This window comes from Vibrio sp. CUB2 (genome assembly GCF_001557945.1).
Taxonomy (GTDB): Bacteria; Pseudomonadota; Gammaproteobacteria; order Enterobacterales; family Vibrionaceae; genus Vibrio; species Vibrio owensii.
Genome location: NZ_LNRB01000011.1, coordinates 35,405 through 54,950 on the forward strand (window position 1 = coordinate 35,405; position 19,546 = coordinate 54,950).

General features: G+C 42.3%; 20 protein-coding genes and 2 pseudogenes. 6 read left to right on the plus strand and 16 right to left on the minus strand.

Annotation, left to right across the window (positions count from 1 at the left end):
• Window positions 1–110 precede the first annotated feature (110 nt).
• The 3 genes from ATB78_RS17960 to ATB78_RS17970 form a co-directional block, all read right to left on the minus strand.
• Entirely contained in the window at window positions 111–869 is a 759-nt protein-coding gene (locus ATB78_RS17960) for a PhzF family phenazine biosynthesis protein (protein ID WP_081096622.1), read from the minus strand.
• A 434-nt stretch (window positions 870–1,303) separates the two neighbouring features.
• Complete coding sequence (locus ATB78_RS17965) at window positions 1,304–1,681, minus strand: PH domain-containing protein (RefSeq protein WP_005435945.1); 378 nt, start codon at window positions 1,679–1,681, stop codon at window positions 1,304–1,306.
• Between the two features lie 119 nt (window positions 1,682–1,800).
• Entirely contained in the window at window positions 1,801–2,016 is a 216-nt protein-coding gene (locus ATB78_RS17970) for a TIGR02450 family Trp-rich protein (RefSeq protein WP_005435943.1), read from the minus strand.
• 183 nt (window positions 2,017–2,199) lie between these two features.
• Between ATB78_RS17970 and ATB78_RS17975 the strand changes: the two are divergent.
• Together ATB78_RS17975 and ATB78_RS17980 are read left to right on the plus strand one after the other, a co-directional pair.
• Window positions 2,200–2,718 (plus strand): annotated as a pseudogene (locus ATB78_RS17975) (transporter substrate-binding domain-containing protein); the annotation flags it as partial.
• A gap of 898 nt (window positions 2,719–3,616) precedes the next feature.
• Complete coding sequence (locus ATB78_RS17980; protein WP_061009637.1) at window positions 3,617–4,492, plus strand: hypothetical protein; 876 nt, start codon at window positions 3,617–3,619, stop codon at window positions 4,490–4,492.
• A gap of 80 nt (window positions 4,493–4,572) precedes the next feature.
• Here ATB78_RS17980 and ATB78_RS17985 read toward each other — a convergent pair whose 3' ends face one another.
• The 4 genes from ATB78_RS17985 to ATB78_RS18005 form a co-directional block, all read right to left on the minus strand.
• Window positions 4,573–5,184: a recombinase family protein gene (locus ATB78_RS17985; RefSeq protein WP_061009640.1), complete on the minus strand. Its 612-nt coding sequence runs from the start codon at window positions 5,182–5,184 to the stop codon at window positions 4,573–4,575.
• Window positions 5,185–5,693: 509 nt separating this feature from the next.
• Complete coding sequence (locus ATB78_RS17990; RefSeq protein WP_061009642.1) at window positions 5,694–5,915, minus strand: hypothetical protein; 222 nt, start codon at window positions 5,913–5,915, stop codon at window positions 5,694–5,696.
• A gap of 408 nt (window positions 5,916–6,323) precedes the next feature.
• On the minus strand, window positions 6,324–6,713 hold the full coding sequence (locus tag ATB78_RS17995; RefSeq protein WP_061009644.1) for a hypothetical protein: 390 nt from the start codon (window positions 6,711–6,713) through the stop codon (window positions 6,324–6,326).
• Between the two features lie 1,293 nt (window positions 6,714–8,006).
• Window positions 8,007–9,665 (minus strand): recombinase family protein, encoded by a 1,659-nt coding sequence (locus tag ATB78_RS18005; RefSeq protein WP_061009648.1) that lies wholly within the window; start codon window positions 9,663–9,665, stop codon window positions 8,007–8,009.
• A 72-nt stretch (window positions 9,666–9,737) separates the two neighbouring features.
• Here ATB78_RS18005 and ATB78_RS18010 point away from each other — a divergent pair.
• Both ATB78_RS18010 and ATB78_RS18015 read left to right on the plus strand, forming a co-directional pair.
• Window positions 9,738–9,992 (plus strand): annotated as a pseudogene (locus ATB78_RS18010) (transporter substrate-binding domain-containing protein); the annotation flags it as partial.
• A gap of 149 nt (window positions 9,993–10,141) precedes the next feature.
• Window positions 10,142–10,939, plus strand: a complete 798-nt coding sequence (locus ATB78_RS18015; RefSeq protein WP_061009652.1) for an aminoglycoside 6-adenylyltransferase — start codon at window positions 10,142–10,144, stop codon at window positions 10,937–10,939.
• A gap of 106 nt (window positions 10,940–11,045) precedes the next feature.
• Here ATB78_RS18015 and ATB78_RS18020 read toward each other — a convergent pair whose 3' ends face one another.
• The 6 genes from ATB78_RS18020 to ATB78_RS18045 form a co-directional block, all read right to left on the minus strand.
• Window positions 11,046–11,468, minus strand: a complete 423-nt coding sequence (locus tag ATB78_RS18020) for a hypothetical protein (RefSeq protein ID WP_009705015.1) — start codon at window positions 11,466–11,468, stop codon at window positions 11,046–11,048.
• 187 nt (window positions 11,469–11,655) lie between these two features.
• Window positions 11,656–12,108 (minus strand): hypothetical protein, encoded by a 453-nt coding sequence (locus ATB78_RS18025; RefSeq protein WP_009705016.1) that lies wholly within the window; start codon window positions 12,106–12,108, stop codon window positions 11,656–11,658.
• 140 nt (window positions 12,109–12,248) lie between these two features.
• The gene (locus ATB78_RS18030; RefSeq protein ID WP_061009654.1) at window positions 12,249–12,494 is read right to left on the minus strand and encodes a hypothetical protein; all 246 of its coding nucleotides are present in this window, start codon (window positions 12,492–12,494) and stop codon (window positions 12,249–12,251) included.
• 302 nt (window positions 12,495–12,796) lie between these two features.
• Entirely contained in the window at window positions 12,797–13,510 is a 714-nt protein-coding gene (locus ATB78_RS18035) for a class I SAM-dependent methyltransferase (protein ID WP_061009657.1), read from the minus strand.
• A gap of 156 nt (window positions 13,511–13,666) precedes the next feature.
• Complete coding sequence (locus ATB78_RS18040; protein WP_061009659.1) at window positions 13,667–14,068, minus strand: GFA family protein; 402 nt, start codon at window positions 14,066–14,068, stop codon at window positions 13,667–13,669.
• A gap of 167 nt (window positions 14,069–14,235) precedes the next feature.
• Window positions 14,236–14,715 carry a porin gene (locus tag ATB78_RS18045; RefSeq protein ID WP_038868315.1) on the minus strand — a complete coding sequence of 160 codons (480 nt, stop codon included), beginning with the start codon at window positions 14,713–14,715 and terminating at the stop codon, window positions 14,236–14,238.
• 499 nt (window positions 14,716–15,214) lie between these two features.
• Here ATB78_RS18045 and ATB78_RS18050 point away from each other — a divergent pair, with 499 nt between their 5' ends.
• Entirely contained in the window at window positions 15,215–16,699 is a 1,485-nt protein-coding gene (locus ATB78_RS18050) for a winged helix-turn-helix domain-containing protein (RefSeq protein WP_061009661.1), read from the plus strand.
• Between the two features lie 21 nt (window positions 16,700–16,720).
• Here ATB78_RS18050 and ATB78_RS18055 read toward each other — a convergent pair whose 3' ends face one another.
• Entirely contained in the window at window positions 16,721–17,443 is a 723-nt protein-coding gene (locus ATB78_RS18055; protein ID WP_009705022.1) for a TerC family protein, read from the minus strand.
• A gap of 512 nt (window positions 17,444–17,955) precedes the next feature.
• Here ATB78_RS18055 and ATB78_RS18060 point away from each other — a divergent pair.
• Entirely contained in the window at window positions 17,956–18,570 is a 615-nt protein-coding gene (locus ATB78_RS18060; protein ID WP_061009663.1) for a mechanosensitive ion channel family protein, read from the plus strand.
• A 31-nt stretch (window positions 18,571–18,601) separates the two neighbouring features.
• Here the strand turns inward: ATB78_RS18060 and ATB78_RS18065 are convergent, their stop codons facing one another.
• Both ATB78_RS18065 and ATB78_RS18070 read right to left on the minus strand, forming a co-directional pair.
• On the minus strand, window positions 18,602–18,865 hold the full coding sequence (locus tag ATB78_RS18065) for a DUF3012 domain-containing protein (RefSeq protein ID WP_005435930.1): 264 nt from the start codon (window positions 18,863–18,865) through the stop codon (window positions 18,602–18,604).
• A gap of 117 nt (window positions 18,866–18,982) precedes the next feature.
• Window positions 18,983–19,420, minus strand: coding sequence for a PACE efflux transporter (locus tag ATB78_RS18070; RefSeq protein WP_061009665.1), 438 nt, complete (start codon window positions 19,418–19,420; stop codon window positions 18,983–18,985).
• Window positions 19,421–19,546: the final 126 nt, after the last annotated feature.

A 19,546-nucleotide genomic window follows, 5' to 3' on the forward strand; every position in this document is an offset into this window, starting at 1 on the left:
CCACATTGAGTTTGGTTGGAAGGTAAAGAAAAGAAAGCGCCTTGTCTTGTCATTTGGCGACAATAAGATCATCGCGCTTTTGTGGTTCTTCTTGCTGTACCTAGTTAGCCTTACTGCTCTCTTGATCGCGCTGATGCAGATATCACTAACGTGTCAGAGCTGAGTTTCGCGACTTGGAAGAAGCCGCCTTTTGAGGAGAGTTGACTCGCATTGAGGTTATCCACATCCAACTTCTTAAACCAATAGGGAGCGAGTGAGCATTGTGCTGACCCTGTTGCGATGTCCTCATTGATGCCGATTTTTGGCGCAAAGTAACGCAAAACATAATCGTTAGGCCCACTTTGAGCGGTGACCATCACAGCATGAAAGCCTCGGATTTGGTATAGGCGCTCAAAATCCGGTTGGTACTGTTTCACTTGCTGCTCAGACGCTAACACCACCACAAGATCTCGGGTAGTGATAACATCTAACACTTGCACACCAGATTGCTCTAAGTTTAATAACTGTAAATCTAAACTAGCAGGAACAGGACTTGCGTCCCATGCAGGCAAAGCCATTTGGTACTGAGTACCATGCTTAGCAATGGTGATATCCCCATAATTGCTGTGCAACTTAACAGAGCGTTGGTTTAGATGAGCAATTAACGCCGCGCCAGCTCCCATACTGCCATGACCACACAAGTTGATTTCACTGGCCAAAGAAAACCAACGAATCCACCAACGCCCATTCACACAGCAAAGGAATGAAGTGATAGGTTGGGCGATACTTTGAGTTATCTCCAACATCTCTGAGTCACTCAACCACTCAGACAAAAACACTACGCCACAAGGATTACCTTGCGCATCCTCAGAGCAGAATACATCATAAATTTGGGTATCGATAACTCACCTCATATCGCTATTCAAACGTCACATAGCTCGGTAATAGCAAACATCCCTAAACGATGGAAATGCTAATTTTACCTAACAGAAGGGGAAAATATCGTGCGACAAATCATTACGCAAGCACACTCATATCGTTAAGTGATCTTAAGCGACGATATATCTCTGTATAGGTCTAAACCAAATGAAGGGAATGAAAAAGGAAGCCGTGAGGGCTCCCTTTGAAGGTGGTGATTGAATTCTGAAGCGTTAAGTATCGAAGCTCAGATTAACGAATCATCAAATAAAAGAGCACGCCTGCCGTGAACCCTAATATGGCCAAAAATGTTGAGCTCGGTTTGCTGTGCTTCTCTTTCGATACCATTTGTTTGGCCATGTTGACTCCTTGTCTTTGGCGTCCCTTTTCGTTTCTGGGCTGATATTTAAGCCAGTACGCGTTCGCTGATCATCTTGTTGAACGAGACTAGATCAAAAGAGCCTCTGATTTCAAAGCGCACTCGCCCTACTTCACTGAGGAACAATTCAATCTCACAATCCAGATCTAGCGTGCCTGAGGTCTCAATCGAGAATGCATTAATCTTACTGTATGGCAGAGAAGTGTAGTCCACTTTTGACCCTGTAATTCCTTGCACGTTAGCTGCGATAACGCGCTTGTTGGTGAACACCACTTGGTCACGCACCGTTTTGAAGCCAGCGAAAATGCTCTCTCCGTCAATTAAGAATTTGTGGAAATCGTCGCGCACCTTTGAGATTTCAATTGGCTTAAGTTTGAATATCGATGAGTTTTCGAAATCGATCATGGCGTTACCTTAGAATGTAAATAAAATCACTCATCAATTAATAGCAAAGTCTCTGCTACGAGCCTATTGATTTTGGTGACTTTTCTAACTCCATCTCGTTTTTGGTCATCACACCATGGTTATTTCCATCCTTGTCGCCATTGTTGCGTGTCTTTCAAATCATGCCAATCTAGCTCGCGTTCTCGCTTGGTCATAACCGCTTCAATCACGCATCTCACGACGTTGCCTTCTTCATCAAACTCCATTTCTGAAATGATGAAGTGCTTCTCTTTGTTTACAGGCTCGGTCGCAGTCCATTTGCTGCGAAGTAACTTTTTAGGGTGAACTCGATTCATAACGCTCTGCCATTCATAAGAAAAAGTTTGCTTTTCATACGTATAAATTAGCAAATGCAATCACATTCAATGTCGCTATTTTTTTCTTCAATATCGTGTTTTTTCTTATTGGTTTGATCTCTTTTTCTGATACTTCCTGTTACTTTGAGTGTTCAAACAAACACAACACATCAAACAACGACAATGAAAAAAACAACACTTTTACTTGCTTCCGTAGCAATGGCGCTTTCCGGTGTCGCCCAAGCCGATAAGCTGGAAGATATCCAAAAATCAGGCACATTACGTGTCGGAACCACGGGCGATTACAAACCGTTTTCTTACTATGATGGCAAGACCTACTCTGGTTACGATATTGATGTCGCGAAACACGTCGCGAAACAGCTCGGCGTAGAGCTAGAAATCGTTCGCACAAGTTGGAAAGATCTTCTGACTGACCTGAACCAAGATAAGTACGACATCGCCATGGGCGGTATTACCCGCAAAATGCAACGCCAACTGAATGCAGAACAAACCCAAGGTTACATGACGTTTGGTAAGTGCTTCTTGGTAGCTAAAGGGAAAGCCGAGCAATACAACACAATAGACAAAGTAAATCAGGCCTCAGTGCGTGTGGGCGTGAATATTGGCGGTACAAACGAAGCCTTCGCCGATGCTAATTTACAAAAGGCCAGCTTTACTCGTTTCGAAAACAACTTAGACGTACTTAAAATCCTATAACTACAATTCAAGTTTAGGCTCACTAGTAAGAATAAGATTCGAACCAAATAGAGCTTATGGTGCTCTCGTAGCTCTGGTTTACTCTGCATACTCTTGTTCTTACTAGTGAGTACTTCTTCCACCTCTATACGTGCAGAATGCACGAACTAGCTTATCTATTCTGGATTTCCAGTTCTCTCTGGATAGTGGATTAGGTTTCAAAGGAACGTTAGTTCCTTACCAGTAAATAATGCACTTCTAGATCAGCTCACTGGTGATCTTATTCCTTCATCAAGATAATCAACTTGGTTCCTCGTTAGAGTTCTTCTAGTTATGGCGACTGAAATACTGGTGGTAATACTGAAGGTACTCATACTCTATTAGCTCATTAATATCTTGGTTCTGAGCATAGCGTTTCTGCTGCTTCTACGTAGGCTAGATTAAGTGTTGTAACGTCAGTTATACCAATGGATAGATGGATTCTAGAATAGCTCTGGTGAGCTGGTGGAGCGGTAGTATTTACTGGTTTTACACCATTAAGATATTCCTACCATTCATAAGTGATATTCTTAAGATTCCCAAAAAAGTTAGGCTTTGAGCGTCATATAGTAAGTATTCATTAGGGATAGCTAATAACTCTCTTAACTTAGGGAACCAAATACCTTAACAATCAAATAGCTATATTAAGTATTTACTTAGTAGCACGTAAAAACCATAGGATATAGATTCCGATAGAATCATAACTAAACCTATTCAATGGTGTATTTACACACCAAATTATGTGTATATCTTACGTGAAGAGTTCGAGATAGCGGTGACTAATTACCACCGTGATTGTGAGTTCTTCCACCACTCACGTTCTCGAACTTCTTCGAAGGTGGGTATTATTTAAGGTGGAAACACTATGATTGAAACTCAAGAATACAAAGCTAGTTTTAGTGTATTTGATAACACTCCGACTGCTACAACTAATACTGCTCCAGTTGTACCCGTTGCACCAGTTGCACCAGTTGCTCCAATTGAAGTAATGGATACTTCACTACCTGAAGACTTCTTTAAGAATATTCCAGATCTACCGCTACAAGTTGTCGAAGTACCACCACTATCTGCTTATGCAGATGAACCAAATGTTCAAGGTGATACTCAAGTTACTGCTCCAGTTACTCCAGAGATTAATGCTCCAGTTAATACGGACAATAATGTCGTAGATACCAGTGAATCTATTGGTTCTAGCGGTAGCGTTACACCAGTTGCTCTAGCAGTAGTACAAGCTTATGAAGCATCAAAGGATGAACTTGGTAAGGTGGATAGACCATACAACTATTACATTCGTAAAAGATACAACCAGACCAAAGCTACTAGCTTGAACCCTGATGATCCTAATTACACTGGTCATCCATTCTATGTACCTTGGATCAGAGACTATGAACTCTTTGAGGATCACTACATTAAGCAAGCTGATGGTCTAGGTGTGGACTACACACAAGAGCATTCTCATATTGTGATTAACTGTACTAAGTACAGTATTGATGGTTACTTTATGCATCATCCGGTTACTACTCATTTGATGCCTAGAGGTGAACAAGCACAAGCTAGTGCTAGAGGTGAATGTCTGGATGTTGTGGATGCTCTGAAAGATATGTCTATGGTTCAGCTATGGCAATTTAAAGAGGACTTCAGGCAAGCTCAAGCATTCCAGTTGAAGTACCAAGCCAAGCTAAAAGAGAAGACTTCTCTTGCAGATGAACCAAATAACTTTGGGTCTGCGTTAGCATCATAAGGTTCAAGCGCCCTCTTTAGGTAGATATAGAAATGACAAAGCCCACTAGTTGTGGGCTTCTTTGTATCTGCTGTTGGTTCTTACTTCCAGTTACGTTGCACTGTAGCAATACCAATACCTAGGATCTCTGCTACTTGCTTCTGAGTCTTACCATCTTCTTTAAGAGCTAGGACTTGTTCTTTACTAGTTGCTTTAGGACGACCACCAACACGACCTTGAGACTTTGCTCTCTCTAGACCATCTTTAGTACGTTCTCTAATACGGTTACGCTCAAACTCAGCGAATGCAGCGAACATTTGCATCATTAGTTTACCTTCAGTACTACTAAGATCTGGGTGTGGTAAATCTAGGCATACCACTTTAATACCTTTGCTCTGTAGCAAGTTAATGGTGGTTTGTACGTCAATGTTGTCACGACCTAGACGATCTAGTTTGAGCACTACTAGTGTGTCGCCATCTTCCATTTTGTTCTCAATCATATTCTTGAACTCTTTACGTTTCATAGCTTCAACACTACCAGATACAGTTTCCGAGATAACACGGTCATCACGGATATCATATCCTCTATTACGAACTGCTAGCACTTGGTTCTCAGTGGTTTGCTCAGTAGTAGATACACGAGCATAAAGAAATGTACGACCTTTATTAGTATCAGCGTTAGTGTCAGTTAGAAGTGTTGTTGCTTGGTTCATTGTTATTCTCAACTAGGATTGTGATTTGATGGCACTCATCAAAAACGAGTCATCATTATATGTGTGCTCATCAAAACATCAATACCTAGTTTTTGATGAGTAGTTCAAGTGGGTATTTATTAGTCATCATTAACGGATGTTTTTGATGTGTTGATTATTGAGCTAGTGGAAATGGTCATTTTACAAGAATAGCTATCTTCAACTATCCATCTCTTACAAGATATGTAACTACAACCTATGAACTCTTACCGATATTGCAAAAGTAAACTACTCAGTGTACCTTACCCTTACTTTAAAGTTACATCTAAAATGCACCTTTAAGATAGAAACCAATCCTAAGTACACGGTGAGGTTCATAGTAAAGCTGGTGGTGCGCACACTATCTCTACTGACTATCTTGGAGTGTATTAAGTGTATGAAGGAAACAAGGTATCCCTAATGGATACCCTTGCTCTTGAGTAGGTTGGTGAGTTCGTCCCATAGGTAGTACTTACCTTTGAATAAGACGATCATTGCTCTGCTTCTGCTGCTTGGTACTTAGCACGTAGCTCTGCTAGCTTTGCTGCATTCTCGGTACGTTCAGTAAGTTTAAAGGCTTCTGCTGCATCCTTTACTACTTCAGTTACTTCAACTGCTGATTGAGTTAAGTTGGTTGCTACTGTTGCTAGTCCTAGTAGTGCTCGCACTGCTTGAGTTAGTGCAGTGAATACTTCATTGATTAAGTCTTTCATGAATAGATCTCGATGGTCATTGATTCCATCGGTGAGCTTTAGCTCTAGAGAAAGATGGTGGGTAGGTAGTGAAGGTCGGAGTCCCTAGTAGATACCTAGGGGGGCTATGGTCGAAATTTAACCCTCTGCACTCTAAGTACTGCTCTCATTCTAAATAATATGATTCTCTATTAGAGTTCAAAAATATTATGCGCAGAAATTCTCTATAGGCTTCACCAGTAACAACTATGGTTCCTTCTCTTGAAGTACCACCAGCTCCACTAGCTCTTAATGTGGTAAATCTTCCACATTCATAAACATTGATATCTTGGTTCCCTGCATAGCAGATACCAGTGCTCCAACTCGTCATATATGACGAATATCATTTACTCCAGATAAAAGAAAACCACCATTACGGTGGTCATCATCTCAGTCATCTATTGGATCTTCATCTCGCTCCACTAAAATAGGAAACTTCAGTAATTCCCTAATGTAATGAGCATATCCTTGTGGGTAGTACTTACTAAACTCTAACCAGTCATCATTTACTAGACCAGTAACTCTCAATGCATCATCAAAAGTAAGCTCATAGTGATCTACCAATCTATCCACTACTACTAACCTAATAGCTACCTTCTCTTCTTCACCAATACCAATAGCTCTACTTGAAAGCATACCTCGGTACTTACTGATCCATTCAATAGCATCTCTCTTAATCTTATCCTTGGATCTATGTTTCCTACCATCTAGGTGATCAACACTTACTTCCCTTTTAACTCTACCTTTACTCGCCCTAATAAGAGCACTAATAGCATTCATCTAATTGGTTCCTTACCAATGGTTTCCTCCCTGATCTCAAGGACTGCATACTTGTTTACTATCGAACTATAAATCTCAATCTGCTTACTACTAAAAGGAGTAACTTGCTTAATCATACTCTCTAAAAACTTAACCTCGCTAAAACTCATCCACTGCTTTAACTCAGTTAAATTCTTATGAATAGTTCCTTTACGTAGTACGATTCTTCTTAATTCAAACATCCTGCATTGTCTCTATGGTTCAGGTTTGGAGATACTCCATTCCCACTTACTACTCACACTCGCAAGCCAACCGTCCGTTGGCTTTCTCTTTATCTAATTCATCCATTATTTTGGGGATATATATTATTAATAATAAGAGAGTAGTGGTTAGAGTGGGTGCTTCTCTCGCTGAGAGGTGGTTAGGTTAGCATATTGCTCCAAACTCTCTGATTGAGAAAAAATAACCATATTGGTTCCAATATGATCTATTAATGGTCGTAACTTACCCATAGTGCATAAATAACATTTTCTACAACTAGAACACTAACTTTCATTCACCTTCACTGAATAAGTACCAATTTACCAATTGATAGAATTGTTACTTAAATTCCATAATTCCCATTATTCTCATCCGGTGAGAAATGCTATTACGGGTTGCCTTCGGCAACTGCCGTGGGGGAAAGTTTATAATTAATAGCTATGCTGAACTGGTTTCCTTTAACTCCTAACACCTCCATTTAATCCAACTCAATAAAGTGTACTGCCATTACTTAAAGCTGCTGGTGGTGCTTCTGGTGAATCCATACCACTACTCTTAATGTGTGAGGTCTTCCTCACGAATCACTGATGATCCAAATCTAGAATCATCTGACTTCGTAGCCAATGGTGACTACGTAAAGCGAACACAAATTCTGTGTTGGTATTTGCTCCTGATGGATCTGGAATAAGAGCATCCATAGCCAACACAAAATCTGTATTAGCTAGTGAGGGAAACTTATTCCCTCAGTCGGTTGCAGTAAATCTGTAATGCTAGAGGTGACGACAAAATCGTCGTGACCTCTGAACCAATCGTAAATTACGACTTAAATCGCAATACGCTATTTGCCGTGAATCCATACTCGGCAAGCTGAAGGACTGATTTGAAATCTGTACCTTCATAAACAACAAAACCACCATACGACAAAGCATATGATGGTTCTCTTATCCGATCTCTTACCCGGTAATGTATCTACGAAATCTTCGTAGTATCTATAGGTGCTATGGGTGCTTCAGGCTCTACTTCACCTTTATGACCTTTATGACCTGTTGGTTCCTAATCAAAGATACTACTTAGCTCACTAGCACTTAGTACTGGTGAATCTGTTGGTTCCTTTAACCAGAGGTCTAGCTCTCCATCTGCTACAAACTTATGGAACTGAGCATCATCAATAAACTGAGCATCACCATCACTAGTACCAGATAAATAACCTTCTCGGAGTAGTACTCCAGATTTAAAGGCGACACTCACGTTAATGTCATTCTTCGTAAAGATACTGACTAAAACAGTACCTCTACCAATACGGCTTACTCTCATATCTTTAATGAGTCGGAGTAATGCATCTCTTAATTCAGGGTCATTCTCTGGCATCTTCTCTATTGGGTCGAATACCTCAGTTACCACCTTCATCTCAAGATCATCTCTATGGGTCTGCAACTGCAATAGCTGTTGCTCTTGGCTTTGAACCAATTTACCTAACGCCTCACTCGGACTAGCTACCAATACCTCTAGCAACTGCTCTAGCTTCTGCTCTGATTTTGCTATCTGCTGATCCAATAACTTGAGGTCAGCTTCACTATTCACTGGTCTAGTGGTCTGCTTGGTTCCTAAATACCGTAGTACTACGTTGACCATATAATCCTTAAACCAGTTACCAGTTATTGATACTGGACTTGGACAAGCTACTCGACGATTAAGAGCATTGGTACACCTTAAAGAAATACGTCCTTTATCTGACAAATTAGTCAGTGTTCCACCACAACCACGACAATGACCAAGACCACTAAACAAAGCTACTGCTTCATCTTTTGATCTACGTGGTGTTGATTTACTACCACGTACACTAAGAAACTTGAGATAGGTCTTTCTATCTATGATTGGTTCTAGATACTCAGTTACCTGATGCTCCACACCATCAACACTAATACTGAATTCACCAACTAGATTTGGTGACTTATGCATTCTTCGTACTACGTCTATAGACCATCCATTCTTTGCTTTCTTGGATAGCTTCTCTGGTAGCTGATGGTGCTCATCTAGATATCGTTTAACACCATAAACAGATTCTCCTTTAATAAACAATTCAACTGCTGCTCTAGCTGCTGCAACTGCTTCTTCGATTGGTTCTATCTCTTTGGTTACTGGGTCTGATGAATACCACCAAGGCAACTTACCCATACCTAAATTTATAGGCTTACCAGTTACTCCACGAACACCATTCTGGTGAGCTTTAATCTTATTTAGGACTGCTCCTTTAGTACGCTTACTCTTAGCATCACTCTCACTAAAAGCACGTTGTGCATTGGCTAGAGATAGGATCAGATCACCCATAATATTCTCAGAGTTTCTATCCATTAAACGGTTGTCGTGCATCACGTAGATACGGCAATGTTTCAAGATACCCATCAATTCTACTTGAGCATCGAACACTGCTTGTCTGCTTAATCTATCTTGGTTCAGTACGACCAGTACGCTCTCTGGGTGAACTTCACCAGATGCTAGAAGTTCTTTTAACTCTTCATATCCATTACGAACTTTGGTTCCTTTGAATGCTGAAATACCACGGTCATCGAATACTGTTGGGAACACTTCTAGATTGTGCTCTCTACACAACTTCTCTATTAGCTCACTAGGTGCTTTCTGCTGCGCCATACCAGTCTTCGCTAACTGAGTTGGATCACTGACACGATGGTATTCAATAAGTAATTTCTTCACTTCTTACTCTTGGACTAGGTACAAAAAAAGATCAGCATTCTATTGGATCTCTTCAATTGAAACTAGAGGATTTTAGACGTACCGAAAGCCGTTGCAACAGGTAAAGTCGACGTAATGGTAACCGAAACGCCAGAAGGCCTGTTCTATCAAGTTACGGACGAGCGTTTAGAAGCAGCTCGCTGTGAAGATCCATTCACCAAAGGTCAGTTTGGTTACCTTATCCCGAAAGGCGAACAGCGTTTGCTGAACACAGTGAACTTCATCATGGATGAAATGAAACTAAAAGGCATTGACGAGCAGTTTATGCACCATAACTCGCTGAAGTAATTCACAGCCCATATCAAAAGCCGTTCAATTTTGAGCGGTTTTTGTTGCTTCTTAAGATGCTTCACGCCATATTGTAATGCTGCGCTAATTTTACCGCACTAACCATCCTGCTGATGGTTCTAATATCAACCATGATTAATAGGTAAAATATGAAATTCTCAAGCACGCTTCCTCAAACTCATGAACAGCTTCTAAGTAAAATTCTTGCGGTATTTACTGCTGATCCACGCATTCTTGGCATTGGTGCAAGTGGCTCTTACGCCTCTGACTCCATGGACAAATACAGTGATTTGGATTTGGTCATCGCCATCAATCCTGAAGATTTTGACTCGGTAATGGCAGAGCGCTTTGCGCTTATCGACCAAGTAGGAGGTCAAGTCGCGGCTTTCACTGGTGAACACGTGGGAGAGCCAAGATTAGTGATCGCAATCTACGCGCCAGATGCGATTCATGTCGATTTCAAGTTTGTCTCTTTGCCCGATGCAGCCACTCGTGTTGATGACACCAAAGTGCTTTGGGAACGCGACGGGCAGCTATCGCAAGTCTTTGAAACTGCGAAGCCTCACTACCCACAACCGGATCCACAGTGGATTGAAGACCGTTTTTGGATTTGGGTTCATTACGGCGCAACCAAGATTGCTCGTGGGGAATACTTTGAGGCCGCGGAATTTTTATCGTTCCTGCGCTCTGTTGCGATATCGCCATTAGCCCTGAAACAACAAGGATTGACTCCCTCTGGCGTGAGAAAGATTGAATCACGCATGCCTGCGTTTGCGGCGCAGTTAAAACAAACCGTCGCCATGCCGGAGCGAGAAGCGCTGATTCCTGCATTTGAAAAGATCGTAGAGCTGTATTTGTCGCTGCGAGAGAACGAGCAAGTCAGTATTAAGCCGAAAGCTCAGCAGCTTTGTATGGATTACTTCCAGCAAGAGCTGAAAAGCGAGTAGAGCTCGCACAGCATCGAAATAACGATACGCAAAAACAACGATAGATAGAAACAACAAAGGGGATATCACTATCCCCTTTTTCATCGGTTTGATTCGCTGAGAGCGATTACATCACGCACTCTTTTGCTGCTTGTGCTTTCTCGATGCCTTCTTCAATCAGAGATTTAGTTTCTTCGCTGCCGATAGATGACATCACTTTGTCCATCACCTTATCCACTGTCGATTCAGAAGACGCTTCCACCAAACAAGCGTACGCATTGGCAATATGTTCTTTCGCTTCAATAAGCGCTTCAGGGTCACTGAAATCCACATTCATTGCTTCTTCAACCGATGCCGCAAGTTCTTCTGCAGATTCCGCAGCATCACCAAATTGGTCTAGGTTAAACGCTTCTTCTACTGAATCCATCTGCTCTTGAACCGTATCAATCGCTTTGTTTGCGGCTTCTTGCGCTTGGTCAATGGCTTTGCTTGCGTCATCACAGCCGACAAGTGCCATTGCTAAAACCATTGTTGAGATTGTCTTTTTCATATTTGTTCTTCTAACAAGTAAATCGCTAATCATCACAATACGTGATTAGCCGATAGATTTTAATTCAAGAGTTGTAAGAAGAGGAAACAGAAACGTTTGAAAGCCCCAAAAACAAAGCCGCTACGAATGAGCGGCTTTTGTATTTGTTTTAACGTTTACTCAGGTGTTTAAGTAAACATTAAACCTGTCAGGCAATTCTTCCGTGGCTGATTGCCATCATTTCATCGTAGGTGCGTTGTAATGCATCAAACGTCCATTCGAAGTAGACGCGACGTTCCATCAGCGGAGCAATTTGGTCTGCATCAAATGATTCGATCGTCAGATCAGAATACTCGACTTGCAGGCTGTTGCCGTCCGTACCCCAATCTTCGTACTCACGATTACCAATGAGATCGTAAAGGTTATTACTTAAGAAGCTGTATACCACTAAGAATGATTTTACTGCGTCTTCCGAAAAGTTAAGCATGCTCGCGACTTGCGCGACGTCATACGACTTTTCTTTATCACCTTGGTCAATATCAAGCCTCACCAATTGAGTTTCCCACGCTGCCAATTCACCGTAGGAATCCAAGACGTATTGGTTCAGTGCTTCGAACACATGAAAAAAGTCCTGGATCATTGAGATGTATTTATCAGACATAACGTCCCTTATTGTATCTGGTGAACGGACGATCTTCGCCGCCGTGTTATTGCTCACCCTAGCCAGTGGTTGTTAAAAGTTAGACTACAAGTTGCAACACCGCATACTGTACTTGTAATTTTGTTGTCATTTTTGAGTGATCAGCCAATTAATAGCGTTGGCTCGTCGATGCCCATGTAGTCACACAGTTCACGCTTAATTCGGTGAAAGTCTTGTACCGAGACAAAGCAATCGGCGTATTCTGTTTTACCATCAATGCCGATATAAACATGAGCAAAAGACTCGACCGTCGACGTAATTTTGATGGAATCATGGCTGAGTTCGAACGTAACAACTTGGTCCATATTCAGGTAACGACCAGATTCGATTTTTAGTGCTTTCGCCATAATGGGGTCCTAAGGTAACAGTGCAGATCTGGAAATAGGCAGCATCCCGATGCTCAAATAGAAAGGCTTGCTAATTTGAGGGTGGTTCTGCCCCATAATTGAAGTGAGCCTATCATAAGCCCCTGTCTTCAAAATTAGAGTTTGGCCGCACTTTCCTTTGGATTTACTTACAGATGAAACAGTTACTCAAAATCTGACCGCAAATTCACACACAAAAGAAAAACGGAGCGTATTTCACAGTTTCACGGAACAAAAAGGCCACTGTGATAGCGGCCTTGGTCAGTCATTAATTGGCGTGAGCTTCACGCATTTATCTGGTACATCGCGAAATAGGTATCGGCTTGAATAACGTGTTTTTGGCTAAGTTGCTTCAAAGCCTCAACAGCGTTTGCGAATGGGTCATCTCCTGAGAATGCTTCAACCAACTTGTTGTAACGCTTTGAAGAAGAAAACAGCACACGCGCCAGCTCTTCAGCGCTGACTTCTAACTCTACGGTCTCTTTGTAAACCTTCGTCGCTTGGAAAGCATCACAATCACTGAAGTTGATAGCGTGGTCATAGTTGGATTCCGTCAGTTCCATCTCTATGCCCAATAGCTTGAGGGGCTTTTCGAGCAACACTTCAAAATCGTACACCACAACGTGCGCTGCAGATTGGCAAACGCGTTGAAGCTCAGTCACCAAAGCCGCAGATTTTGCGTAAGAAAGTGAACCTGCAAACGTCACGACATCCACACTGTTGTCTGGCAACGGCACATGCTCACCATCGCCGACATGATACTCAATACCTGCTGATGGTTTGGTTTGCTCAATCATTGACGTGCTTGGATCCACACCATGCAGTTGCTGACAGTATTTAGCCAATGCCAGTGTTGATACGCCCGTACCGCAGCCAATATCTAATCCCAATTGGAACTGGGGTAACGCACCTAAGTTAGCTTGTAGGATGACTTGATGCAGTGGCGGACGATAAGCCGCGTAATGCTTAGAGATGGCTTGGTTGTATTCTTCGCTCACTGATGTTCTCCTAAAATCTGCCGATGTTATCTAACTGTACCCGTATATTGTCGGATATTACTGCCACTCAAAAGCAAAAAGCCACTCATTTGAGTGGCTCTATCTCACAACTTTAAATGCGTTCTGATTTGGTACGATGCTCAGTCTCAAACCGGCTTATAGCTTGGGTTCGGCTTCGAATTGCTTGAGGTCATCAGTAATGTCATTCCAAGGCGCTTTAGATGCGACAAAAATATGGAAGCTTGGCTTATGGGAAGGCACATCATCAAGAATACCCAAGCGCACATTGACGATACCGTTGTTCTTTTTCGAATAAAGGCTAGAGCCGCAGTGACGGCAGAATGAGAGTTCGGTATTGGCGCTCTTCTGATAGGTTTGGATGTGTTCCGCTCCCTCAATCACAATCAGTTTATCCAGTGTAACGCCACCTGCTGACGAGTAATCGGATCCGGTAAATTTGCGGCATTCAGAGCAATGACAATTGCCCATGTATTTGAATTCATCCGCGACTTCGAGTTTCACCTTGCCACACAGACATGAGCCTTTGAGTACTTCCATTGTTAAGTCCTTCTCTTTATTGGAATGTCAGTTACCGAATCACCATGCCAGTCCAACACGACGAAATAAAGACAAGTAAGTCAGGTTTGCAAAAATGGAACGAAGAAAACCACCGCACTCTTCCATAAGCGCAGTGGAAAACAACTAGGACAAGTCGTTGCTTTTTTTTAGAAGCGGAACTCTGCACTTAGCGCGTAGCTGTTCTCAACAACTTTTGCTTCGTACATGGTGTACTCAAGTGCAACGCGAGCTGGGCCCAATGTCACACCTGCACCTACGCCGTAGTAGATGTCGTTTGAATCACCAAGGTTAGTTTGGAAGTGGCCCATACCGACACGACCGTAAACGTCGAAAATAGTGATTGGTAGTGTTAGTTTCGCACTTGCTAGCCAAGCATCAGAGTAGATGTGCTCGAAGTCTTTGTGCGTATCGATGAAATCTGCATATCCACCTTCAATCGATAGTAGGTCATTAAACTGGTAACCGATGTAAAGGTTGTAACCGCTGTTTTGATCACTAAAGTCTGTGTTCTCGTTCTTTACTTGGTATTCAGAATATAGGTAGCTAGCACCAATGTATGGGTTAGCAGCAGCTTGTGTAGCAAAGAAGATAGCAGCGATTGGAAGAATAAATTTGTTCAGTTTCATTTCTTAATAACTCTCAATATAAAAGGTTGACTAACATTCCCTAATCCTTCAGTACGTGATGCTCATGCATCGATTTTTTATTTCCTTATTGCAAGTGACTTCAGGGAACGTTGCGCCTTTTCTCTTTTAAGAAGCTCGCCCCTCACTTGCGGTGTGGGATGCATCATCCTGTGTTTTCGCCGCTGTGACATAACGTAAAACTCAGCAGTTCATAAAACTTCATCACTGGCATATAAACAAAATATAAAACCAATAAATACATAAACTTAAACATCAAAACAGAGGATAAAACAAACAAATTAATTGGAACTTTTCTTCCATTCAGTGTTGATTTCCTAGGTAAAAAGGAAGGCATTAAAGGTAGGGAGAGAAAATTGGCGTTCCGATAACGAAATGTGTAGAAAATCACGTTACTCGCGCTTTAAATTGTCAGCAAAATCATTCAATTGAGACTACATTTACTCAATGAGATGAATAAAAAATAGAAGAGCGAGCGTGAATGCCTGACAAAAACATCAGTTTTATCGTAGATGAGTGGCGTTTTGTGCCCAATGAGGGGCAAATACAGTTTGCTGACTCATGCATTACGATTGATAACCGTCTCTCAAAGTTGCTTGAGTTCTTGTGTCTGAACCCAGGACTGACTCACACGCGTGATGAACTTATCGAACAAGTGTGGGGCGGCAGTGTATTGACCGATCAAGTGGTCACCCAAGCGGTATTTGAACTCAGAAAAGTACTGAAAAAACACAGCCAACAGGAATGCAGCTACATCGTCACCGTACCAAAGCGTGGCTACCGATTTGATGGCGAAGTAAAATTGGAAAAAATCGCGATACAGAAACCTGAAGATCAGGTAATTGAAGAGGAAGAGTCACAAACTGAAACCTCGAAACCCGCAGTGGAGGCCGTTGAATCCCGCCCTAAAAAGAGCAAACAACCCATCTTAATTGGTGCACTTTCTTTGATTGTTCTTATTCAGGCGGCATTTTTACTGTTTAGCGCAGACCACCCAAAGCCGAACCCGGATGCGCATACCGGACACCTAAGCCATTACGAATTTCGTTATGCGGTATTGAATGTCAGCGAGGATGTGAAAGCACAGCCGGAGTTGTATGGCATCGTCATTAAGTTCATGGAACACATTGGGTTTTACAGCAACATTCGCGTGGTCAAATCCAAAGAGCACAGAAAACTCGCCGCAATAGAGTTCAATATCTCGACCGCAATGAGCGGAGATGGGAAAAAGTTGAGACTGCTGCTCCAATATCACAACCGCGTATCTGGTCAAACGCACCTAAATCGCCGCTATTCCACCAACTTTTCACGTTTTCATCATACCTTTCCTTCAATGATCGAAGACATGCTGCGTGCGATGTACATTGAAGTGCCAGAAGAAGAGTTGGAACATAATGTGTCTATCTTCCCCAATGATCCCGAAGCGATCAAGGCTCTGATGTCTGGAACGGGATCGCTGTATAACCACTCCGGATTTGAAACTGCAATGGCGCACTTTAGAGCCGCAAAGACGCTCGCCCCTGATAACGCATACACAATCGCCGTTAGTTATATTGGTGAGGTTCTGACTGCATTTACAAAAGATGAAGAAAATAAACAGCAATTAATAGATGAGTTAAACAAGGAGTATTCTTCCTCATTATCGTCCATCTTAAAGAAAGGGAATAACCCGAGGGTATGTGAAGCCAATGCTATCTTGGCATTGTCAGAGGACAACCCAGAAAAAGCGTCGCAGATTTTGTTGTCGATTCCTTACAACCAACAAACGTCACTGACGTATCTACTGATGGCGAAAGCGGAAGAAGCTCGCGGTCACACAAGTGGGGCGAAAGAGTTGTATTTGCAAGCGACACAAAATACGTCGTCGCCAATTGCATTGAAACTTGCAGGTCCATTGTTCTTTGACAGCAACTTGGACACCATGATTAAAGAATTGCAAAGCGTAAAAAGTGAAGCTAACCCATAGTGGTTAGCTTCACATTAAAGTTTAGAAATATTGTCCTGCCACACGTCGAGAAGAAGGTTGGCGGCTGATTAAGATATGGCATAGCTCAAGCAGCAAACCAAACGCGAGCGCACTGTAAACGTAGTGCTTATCGATGTTCAGCCCCAACCCTTCAACAATCAGCAGCGCACCTAATACAATCAGGAACAGCAGCGCGAGCACTTTCAATCCAGGATGGCGAGTAATCACGGCCTGTACTTTATTCGCCATCAACATCAGAATCACGCTTGAAGAGATGATCACACCAGCAAGAATAGTGATGTCCTGCGTTAGGCTTGCCGCAATAATCAACGAATCGAGAGAAAACACCGCGTCCACCGCAATAATCTGCAATATGACCGTGCCAACTTGCCCAGCAAAGAATTGATGTGGTGGCGTTTCAATAGGCACGACCCACGCCCAAAGCTCTTTGATGCCTTTAAACAGCAAGAATGCGCCACCGACAATAAAGATAAGATCATTACAAGAGAGTGATACCCCTTGGTATTCGACAAACGGTTCTTTCCAAGACAGCAACCAAGATACCGAAAATACCAGCGCAATGCGGTTTAACACTGCTAAACCGATACCGAGATTACGCACGCGTTGGCGCAAATGAGCAGGAAGACGCTCAGTCATGATGGTAATAAAAACGATGTTATCGACACCCAGAATGAGTTCTAACATGAGTAAGGTGCCGAAGGCGATAAAGTAGTCGAGATTCATTATTTAAGTTCTCTGTGCAAAGTACGAAAGAATAGTTATTCAATATCCACTCTCTCCTAAGCAGGCACTACCTTGCGCTCAAATCCCCTCTCAAACATGGGGAAGTCTGTATTCCGTTCTTAGGTGCTTTGGGTGAGTTGTTCCCTAATGACGCGATTATGAGTAGCGTCTTTTCATTGCTTTGTAGAACACGTAAAGCAATTTGATCGCGATAAGTGTCATCACTTTCTCCAAGGTTGTGGTTAATCAGAGGAAGGCTATTGTATTCACCAGTTTCATAACCACATCACAAAGCACTTAGAAAAAGATAAAGAAAATATAAAACAAATAAACACCTTAATTTCATAGCTTTAAATAAACTCAAAACCACCAAAGGTGAAAAATTCGTACCAAAAGAAACGGTTTCTTTGGCTTATAAAATGGCATGAGGGAGATATGATTTTTTGCTGAGAGAGACTTGACGCTTTTTCCGATGGTTGACCGTACACTCGCCCTATAAAGAGGAGAACGTAATGCTGTCATCGATTGAACAATTTCTACAAATCCTGAGTGACTACGACATACTGCTCGGTCTGATTTTTATTTTGGCTTATCAGATCTTCAGTAAGATTGCGACGAAAGCACTCACTACGTTAGCGCGGAATAAAAAAGTCAAACCACCAAGAATATTATTCATTACCAGAACGGTGAACATTTTGTTGTTCGTCTTCTTATTTGCCACTTTTTTGCTCGTGAGTGGTATTGGCTACGGGAATTTTTCTATCTTCCTTTCTTCTGTGTTTACCGTTCTAGGCGTGAGCTTTATTGCTCAGTGGTCAATTCTGAGCAACATCACTGCTAGCTTTCTTATCTTCTTCGTTTTCCCTTACCGTGTAGGCGATAACATTCGTATTGATGATGGCGCAGGAATTGAAGGGATGATCACAGACATTCGTTTGTTTCACACCTTGATAAAACATGAAGACGGCGACTTTTCGACTTATCCAAATAACCTCTTGCTGCAAAAGAACGTCACCAAGAGAACCTATAAGAATGCCGTCGAACCTACTCTACAAAAGGTCACCGACGTAGATATCGATGTTAGTGTCGGTGTTGATGACCTTCAGATACAAGAAAGCCGAACATAGTGCTCGGCTTTCTCATTTTTGTTCGGTCAATTTAGAACACGCAGTGCTTAGCAAAGTCTGTCGCTTCGTTTGCCGTCCACTCACCTTTCGGCTTGTCTTTTAGGTTCTTACACCACTGCTCGCTACCGATGCCATCTTGCAGAACACAGTGCTTCGCGAAATCAACCGCGTTGTCTGTTGTCCATTCTGTCTTTGGCTTTTCGCGCATGTCTTTACACCAAGCTTCTGTACCCACTTCGTCAGAACATGCCGTTAGCGCTGTTGCCGCTAGCAGTAGCATTACCAGTTTTTTCATAAATTTAGGTTCCACTTTCAATTGATGAATGAACTATACCCAAAATATCAGTGCTCGTGTTAAGCCAACGACAATTTATCGACTCACGCTCCGTAAAAGTGACGAAATTCCCTTAAATCAGCCTAACTGCACCGAAGTTGCCATTCGACGTCTCATCATAAACGCTCGAACATGATCATAGATGTAATTGAAGACAAACGCATACAGGGTAATGAAAATCGTCACGCCCACGTCCATGACAAACGCTTCCCACATACTGACTTTTAGCATCCACGCCATCGCCGGAATGGTGGCAAATAACAGACCCGCTTCAAACAACACCACGTGTACGATTCGAAGTCTGATTGTACGTTTCTCTTTTGCCTCTGTCGCAAAGCGATCAAATATCCAGTTGAAGATGAAATTCCAAATCATCGCGATGGTCGCAACGACTATCATGGTTCCTGATAATGCACTGACCTCATGATCTGTAAACAATGCCAAACCAATAATGGATAAACCGATTGCCAATACTTCAAATAATACGGCGTGAAACACACGCTCTAACGCTCCCATAAAAACCTCACAACTTCACATGGAACAAGTTAAGTGGCGGCGATTATGACAGCGTGATAACGAAGGGAAAGTTAACAACCATCACGAATAGTGATAGCTTACAACTAGGCTTTCTGGATGAGTCTC

What these genes read in the sequence shown, in the direction of transcription:
- ATB78_RS17965 (WP_005435945.1), bottom strand. Translation starts at nt 1,681, where the DNA reads ATGATCGATTTCGAAAACTCATCGATATTCAAACTTAAGCCAATTGAA.
- ATB78_RS17970 (WP_005435943.1), bottom strand. Translation starts at nt 2,016, where the DNA reads ATGAATCGAGTTCACCCTAAAAAGTTACTTCGCAGCAAATGGACTGCG.
- ATB78_RS17980 (WP_061009637.1), top strand. Translation starts at nt 3,617, where the DNA reads ATGATTGAAACTCAAGAATACAAAGCTAGTTTTAGTGTATTTGATAAC.
- ATB78_RS17985 (WP_061009640.1), bottom strand. Translation starts at nt 5,184, where the DNA reads ATGAACCAAGCAACAACACTTCTAACTGACACTAACGCTGATACTAAT.
- ATB78_RS17990 (WP_061009642.1), bottom strand. Translation starts at nt 5,915, where the DNA reads ATGAAAGACTTAATCAATGAAGTATTCACTGCACTAACTCAAGCAGTG.
- ATB78_RS17995 (WP_061009644.1), bottom strand. Translation starts at nt 6,713, where the DNA reads ATGAATGCTATTAGTGCTCTTATTAGGGCGAGTAAAGGTAGAGTTAAA.
- ATB78_RS18015 (WP_061009652.1), top strand. Translation starts at nt 10,142, where the DNA reads ATGAAATTCTCAAGCACGCTTCCTCAAACTCATGAACAGCTTCTAAGT.
- ATB78_RS18020 (WP_009705015.1), bottom strand. Translation starts at nt 11,468, where the DNA reads ATGAAAAAGACAATCTCAACAATGGTTTTAGCAATGGCACTTGTCGGC.
- ATB78_RS18025 (WP_009705016.1), bottom strand. Translation starts at nt 12,108, where the DNA reads ATGTCTGATAAATACATCTCAATGATCCAGGACTTTTTTCATGTGTTC.
- ATB78_RS18030 (WP_061009654.1), bottom strand. Translation starts at nt 12,494, where the DNA reads ATGGCGAAAGCACTAAAAATCGAATCTGGTCGTTACCTGAATATGGAC.
- ATB78_RS18040 (WP_061009659.1), bottom strand. Translation starts at nt 14,068, where the DNA reads ATGGAAGTACTCAAAGGCTCATGTCTGTGTGGCAAGGTGAAACTCGAA.
- ATB78_RS18045 (WP_038868315.1), bottom strand. Translation starts at nt 14,715, where the DNA reads ATGAAACTGAACAAATTTATTCTTCCAATCGCTGCTATCTTCTTTGCT.
- ATB78_RS18050 (WP_061009661.1), top strand. Translation starts at nt 15,215, where the DNA reads ATGCCTGACAAAAACATCAGTTTTATCGTAGATGAGTGGCGTTTTGTG.
- ATB78_RS18055 (WP_009705022.1), bottom strand. Translation starts at nt 17,443, where the DNA reads ATGAATCTCGACTACTTTATCGCCTTCGGCACCTTACTCATGTTAGAA.
- ATB78_RS18060 (WP_061009663.1), top strand. Translation starts at nt 17,956, where the DNA reads ATGCTGTCATCGATTGAACAATTTCTACAAATCCTGAGTGACTACGAC.
- ATB78_RS18065 (WP_005435930.1), bottom strand. Translation starts at nt 18,865, where the DNA reads ATGAAAAAACTGGTAATGCTACTGCTAGCGGCAACAGCGCTAACGGCA.
- ATB78_RS18070 (WP_061009665.1), bottom strand. Translation starts at nt 19,420, where the DNA reads ATGGGAGCGTTAGAGCGTGTGTTTCACGCCGTATTATTTGAAGTATTG.